Raw genomic sequence first — 5,707 nt, 5'->3', positions numbered from 1 at the left:
GAGCGTCGCCCTGAATGACCTAAACAGCAGCGCCAAAAAGCGACGCCACCAAACAAGCGAAGCAACCCGTCAGAAACGGAAGCTGGCAGTCTTCGAGCCACCGCCGACCGTCACGGTCTGGCTCTTCATCTCCCCGCCCGGCGCAGTGACATCGATGGTGTAGCGACCAGCCGGCAAGTCGATCAGGCAAACCGGTCCGTTGGCCGTCATTGCCAGCGCCGCCGCGTTGTTGGCGTCGCCACCCTTGATCGCGACACCCACGTTCGCCATATACGCGCCGTCCGCGCGCGAGAACAGCAGCGCCAGAGGATGGTCTTTCATCGCCGCGCGCATCGCCGTCGATTCGTCCGAACCGATGCCACCGCACACATAGCGCACTGGCGCCGCGCCTTGCCATGGGGGCATTGCCGATGATGCGGACTGGGCGTGCGCCGCCACGGCACCTGCCGCACAGGCGCAGGCCAGCAGAACGCGTCGCAGCGGAAGTCGGGTCGTAACGTGGTGGGACATGGCGCAGGCTCCTTCAAGACTCGGTTTCGCCATGATGCGCCGCAAGCGCCCGCCGCGCGAGTCGGACCGAACCCTGCCTCGCTGTGCGATCAAGCCCTACCCTGGGGCCCCGGAGTGCCCTTGCAGCGCCGCGTCGAGCAGTTCCACCCAATGCCGCACCGGCGTGTCGCCGCTGCCGCTTTGCAGGTGCGTGATGCAGCCGATGTTGGCCGAGGCGATGGTGGTCGGCTGCAACTGCTTCAGGTGGCCCAGCTTGCGGTCGCGCAACGGATAGGCCAGCTCCGGCTGCAGCACCGAGTACGTACCGGCCGAACCGCAGCACAGGTGCGATTCGTTCATGGCCACGCGCACGTCGAAACCCAGCGCGCGCAGGTGCGTCTCGACGCCGCCGCGCAGTTTCTGGCCATGCTGCAGCGTGCACGGCGGGTGATAGGCCACCACACCGGCCGGGGCGCGCACGCGGGCCTTCAATGCGGGCACGAGGTCGGGCAGCAGCTCGCTCAGGTCGCGCGTCAGGTCGCTGATGCGCGCGGCCTTGGCCGCATAGGCGGGGTCGTGCTGCAGGATGTGGCCGTACTCGCGCACGGTGACGCCACAGCCCGAGGCGTTCATGACGATGGCTTCGACTTCGTTGCGTTCGACCTGCGGCCACCACGCATCGATGTTGGCGCGCATCTGCGCCTTGCCGCCGTCCTGGTCGTTGAGGTGGAACTTCACGGCGCCGCAGCAGCCGGCCTCTTTCGCGATTACCACCTGGATGCCGGCCGCGTCGAGCACGCGCGCGGTGGCGCTGTTGATGTTCGGCATCATCGATGGCTGCACGCAGCCAGCGAGCATCAGCACCTTGCGTGCGTGCGTGGCGGTGGGCCACGCGCCGGCTTCCTGCTTCGCGGGCACCTTGGCCTTGAGCGCTTCGGGCAGCAGGCCGCGCACGGCCTGGCCGAGCTTCATGGCGGGGCCGAAGAGCGGCGACGGCAGGCCTTCTTTCAGCAGCCAGCGTTGCGCCGATTCCATGGCGGGGCGCGGCACTTTCTCGTCGACGATCTTGCGGCCGATGTCGACAAGGTTGCCGTACTGCACGCCGCTGGGGCAGGTGCTTTCGCAGTTGCGGCAGGTCAGGCAGCGGTCGAGGTGCAGCTGCGTGCTGCGCGTCGGCGTCTTGCCTTCGAGCACCTGCTTGATGAGGTAGATGCGGCCACGTGGGCCGTCGAGTTCATCGCCGAGCAGCTGGTAGGTGGGGCAGGTGGCCGTGCAGAAGCCGCAGTGCACGCACTTGCGCAAGATGGCTTCGGCTTCGCGGCCTTCGTTGGTGTCGCGGAATTCGGGGGCGAGTTCGGTTTGCATCGCGGATGTCTGTCTGTTCTTTTGTTTATTCGGCTGCGAACAACCGGCCGCGGTTGAAGAGCCGGTGCGGATCGAACTCCTGCATCAGCGCGCGGTGGATGCGTGCGACCGGTGCGCTCAACGCATCGAAGCGCGGAATGCCGTGGTGCGCATCGGCACCAGCACCGGCAGGCAGCCTGAACAGCGTGGCGTGGCCGCCCGCCGCGCGTGCGATCTCGCGGATGTGTGCGGCGTGCCCGAGCGGCGCCTTGTACCAGCGCTGGCCGCCGTGCCATTCGATCAACGGCGCAGCGGCAGTGCCATCGAGTGCCAGCGCCAGCACCGGTGCGGTCTGCGGCACCGACAGGCGCCAGAGCGCATCCGGCCCCTCGGCGGCGGTGAACCACGGCAGTTGCTGGTCGCGCAGCGATTGCCAATCGGCAGCGGCGCGCGCGTTGTCCTTGCGCTCGCCACCGAGATGCGCGCACGCGGCCTCCACGGCAGCGACCGCGCCGCGCAGCCGCAGGTAGAGCGCGCCCACGCCTGCATGCTCGAACCAGCAGCTCGCGTTCAACGGCAACGGCCGCCCGCCCCATTCGTTGAGCAGCCGAAGCGCGTCGGCCTGGCCGCAGGCGAATTCCAGTGTGGCTTCGGCGGGCGCAACAGGGAGCACCTTGAGGCTGACTTCGGTGATCACGCCCAGCGTGCCGAGCGAGCCGGCGAGCACGCGCGAGACGTCGTAGCCCGCCACGTTCTTCATCACCTGGCCGCCGAAGCTCAGCACTTCGCCACGGCCGTTGACCAACGTGGCACCAAGCACGTAGTCGCGCACCGCACCCACGCTGGCGCGCGCGGGACCGCTGAGGCCGGCGGCGACCATGCCGCCCACGGTCGTGGCACCGCTGCTGCCGAAGTGCGGCGGCTCGAAAGGCAGGCACTGCCCTTTTTCGGCGAGCACGGCTTCGAGCTCCGCGAGCGGCGTGCCGGCGCGCACGGTGACGACCAGTTCGCTGGGCTCGTAGCTCGTGATGCCGGTGAGCCCGGTGGTGCGCAAGGTTTCGCCTTGCGGCGCTTCGCCGTGGAAATCCTTGGTGCCGCCGCCGAGAATGCACAGCGGCGTGGCGTCGGTGGTTGCGGCGCGGATGCGCTCGACGATCTGCTGGAGGGCTTGGTTCATGGGCATCGGCCTTCCTTCTCAGAAACGCGGCAGGTCGGCATGCGGCAGCCTGCCGCCGCGCACCACCTGCTTGCCGTATTCGGCGCAACGCTGCAGCGTCGGAATCACCTTGCCGGGGTTCAGCAGTCCGGCCGGGTCGAAGGCGCGCTTGACGCCGAACATCTGCTCGTTCTCGGTCGCGGTGAACTGCACGCACATGCTGTTGAGCTTCTCGACGCCCACGCCATGCTCGCCCGACACGGTGCCGCCCATGGCCACGCTGGTCTCGAGAATGTCTGCGCCGAACAGCTCGCAGCGGTGCAGTTCGTCGGGGTCGTTGGCGTCGAACAGCACCAGCGGATGCAGGTTGCCGTCGCCCGCATGGAACACGTTGCAGCAGCGCAAGTTGTACTTCTTCTCCATCTCCTGGATGGCCAACAGAATGTCGGCCAGCCGCTTGCGCGGAATGGTGGAGTCCAGGCACATGTAGTCGGGGCTGATGCGGCCCGATGCCGGAAATGCGTTCTTGCGGCCGCTCCAGAATTTCATGCGCTCGTCTTCGCTGGTGCTCACCGCGATGGCGGTGGCGCCGCAGCCGCGCAGCACGGCGGTCATGCGGCCGATTTCTTCTTCGACCTCTTCGGGCGTGCCGTCCGATTCGCACAGAAGAATGGCGGCGGCATCGAGGTCGTAGCCCGCATGCACGAAGTCTTCGACGGCGGCGGTCATGGGCTTGTCCATCATTTCGAGCCCCGCCGGGATGATGCCGGCCGCGATCACCGCGGCCACCGCGTCGCCGGCTTTGCGCACGTCGTCGAAGCTGGCCATGATGCAGCGCGCCAGCTGCGGCTTGGGCACCAGCTTGACGGTGACCTCGGTGGTCACGGCCAGCATGCCTTCGCTGCCGATGACCAGCGCGAGCAGGTCGAGCCCCGGCGCATCGAGCGCCTCGCCGCCGAATTCGATGGGCTCGCCCTCGGCCGTGAAGCCGCGCACGCGCAACACGTTGTGCAGGGTCAGCCCGTACTTCAGGCAATGCACGCCGCCGGAGTTTTCGGCCACGTTGCCGCCGATGGTGCAGGCGATCTGGCTCGACGGATCGGGCGCGTAGTAGAGGTTGAAGGGCGACGCGGCTTCGCTGATCGCGAGGTTGCGCACGCCGCACTGCACGACGGCCGTGCGCCTGGCCGGATCGATCTTCAGGATGCGGTTGAACTTGGCCAGCGACATCGTCACGCCCAGCGTGTGCGGCATCGCGCCGCCCGACAGCCCGGTGCCGGCGCCGCGCGCCACCACGGGCACACCGAGCTGGTGGCAGGTCTTGAGCACGGCCGCCACCTGGGCCTCGGTTTCGGGCAGCGCCACGACCAGCGGGCGCGCGCGGTAGGCGGTCAGGCCGTCGCACTCATACGGCGTGGTGTCTTCCTCGTGCCAGATCAGCGCATGGCCGGGCAGATGCGCCTGCAATGCGCGAACGACCTGGGACTGTCGCTCTGCTTTTTGTAGCGATTCACGGGACGTGGGGGTGAGCGGCGCATTCATGCGGCAAGTCTCTTTCTTTTTCTCTTGTCGTCTCTTCTCGTGGCGAGTCTTCTTCCGGCGGGACGTTGTCGTCTCGCGGAAGCTCCCACTCTACGGAAATGCGGCGCCTTCGGGTTGAAGGTTTTTTGCGCGGAGCTTGAGAGAACTTCGCCGTCCGCCCTGCCCTCTCCTCTGCTCTGCTTCCGTCCGGCTGGGCCTCAGCGCAGGCTCTGTTCCAGCCAGTCGGCAAAGGCCGCGCACTCCCATCGTTCGAGCGTGCCCGGCTGCCAGCAGATGTAGTGCCGGTGCGGCGACGGCACCGCCTGGTCGGACAGCGCCACCAGCCGCCCCGACTCGAACCATGCGGCGCCCATCTTCTGCCGCACCAGTGCCACGCCGAAGCCGCTGGCGGCCGCGTCGTACACCAGCCCCAGGTCGTTGAACTGCGAGCCGATGTTCGGCTCGGGCTGGTCGAGCCCGCAACTCGCGAACCAGGTGCCCCAGGGCTCCAGCGGACTGCGGATCAGCCGCGCGCTGGCAATCTCGGCGGCCGTGCGAAACCCGGTGAACGGCCCGAATTCGTTGAGGTAGCTCGGGCTGCACGCGGGCACCACCTGCTCTTCGAGCACGAGGCGGTGCTCGCAATCGGCATACGCGCCGGGGCCGTAGCGCACCTCGAGGTCGGCCTGTTCGGCGGTGACGTCGAGCAAGGGAATCGACACCTGCAACACCAGCTCGATGTCGGGATAGATGTTGCGGAACAGCTCCAGCCGAGGCATCAAGAACTGCCGGCTGAAAGTCGGCGTGACCGCAATGCGAAGCCGCGTGGCGCGTTGCGCGGCATTGCTGCCCAGCGGCGTGGCCTGCAAAGCCGCAAGGCCGGTGCGCACGTTCGCAAGGTAGGCCGCGCCATCGGCCGTGAGGCTGAAATCGCTGCGGCCGAAGAGCTTGAAGCCGACGTGCGATTCAAGCTGCCGAATGCGGTGGCTCACGGCGCTCGGCGTGACGCACAGTTCATCGGCCGCACGACCGGCGTGCCGCAGGCGGGCCACGGCTTCGAAGGTGAGCAGGCACTGGATCGGCGGAATGTGCTGCAGGGCCATGGGTTCTTACTGCTCTGTCGCGCGTTGCGCTGCTTGTTTTTTGGCGCTTGGGTTCCGGGCGCCTGGGTTCGGGTGCGTTCGGGGCGCGTGCGAC

The 5,707-nt window shown here is 67.8% G+C and carries 5 protein-coding genes; all 5 read right to left on the bottom strand.

The genetic code is table 11. The features are described from left to right. Positions 1-69: 69 nt before the first annotated feature. Positions 70-510: a carboxypeptidase regulatory-like domain-containing protein gene (locus tag DBV14_RS33140; RefSeq protein WP_124466495.1), complete on the bottom strand. Its 441-nt coding sequence runs from the start codon at positions 508-510 to the stop codon at positions 70-72. 96 nt (positions 511-606) lie between these two features. Further along, entirely contained in the window at positions 607-1,854 is a 1,248-nt protein-coding gene (gene glcF, locus DBV14_RS33135) for a glycolate oxidase subunit GlcF (RefSeq protein WP_124466493.1), read from the bottom strand. 25 nt (positions 1,855-1,879) lie between these two features. Further along, positions 1,880-3,010, bottom strand: coding sequence for a glycolate oxidase subunit GlcE (gene glcE / locus DBV14_RS33130; RefSeq protein WP_124466490.1), 1,131 nt, complete (start codon positions 3,008-3,010; stop codon positions 1,880-1,882). 18 nt (positions 3,011-3,028) lie between these two features. Next, positions 3,029-4,531: an FAD-linked oxidase C-terminal domain-containing protein gene (locus tag DBV14_RS33125; protein WP_124466487.1), complete on the bottom strand. Its 1,503-nt coding sequence runs from the start codon at positions 4,529-4,531 to the stop codon at positions 3,029-3,031. Between the two features lie 197 nt (positions 4,532-4,728). Further along, positions 4,729-5,613, bottom strand: a complete 885-nt coding sequence (locus DBV14_RS33120) for a LysR substrate-binding domain-containing protein (RefSeq protein WP_124466484.1) — start codon at positions 5,611-5,613, stop codon at positions 4,729-4,731. Between the last annotated feature and the right edge of the window lie 94 nt (positions 5,614-5,707).

Source organism: Variovorax sp. KBW07 (assembly GCF_003852515.1).
Classification (GTDB): domain Bacteria; phylum Pseudomonadota; class Gammaproteobacteria; order Burkholderiales; family Burkholderiaceae_C; genus Variovorax.
The sequence above is the reverse complement of the archived record's forward strand: the minus strand, read 5'-3'. Positions and strand labels throughout refer to the sequence as shown.

What these genes read in the sequence shown, in the direction of transcription:
- DBV14_RS33140 (WP_124466495.1), bottom strand. Translation starts at nt 510, where the DNA reads ATGTCCCACCACGTTACGACCCGACTTCCGCTGCGACGCGTTCTGCTG.
- glcF (WP_124466493.1), bottom strand. Translation starts at nt 1,854, where the DNA reads ATGCAAACCGAACTCGCCCCCGAATTCCGCGACACCAACGAAGGCCGC.
- glcE (WP_124466490.1), bottom strand. Translation starts at nt 3,010, where the DNA reads ATGAACCAAGCCCTCCAGCAGATCGTCGAGCGCATCCGCGCCGCAACC.
- DBV14_RS33125 (WP_124466487.1), bottom strand. Translation starts at nt 4,531, where the DNA reads ATGAATGCGCCGCTCACCCCCACGTCCCGTGAATCGCTACAAAAAGCA.
- DBV14_RS33120 (WP_124466484.1), bottom strand. Translation starts at nt 5,613, where the DNA reads ATGGCCCTGCAGCACATTCCGCCGATCCAGTGCCTGCTCACCTTCGAA.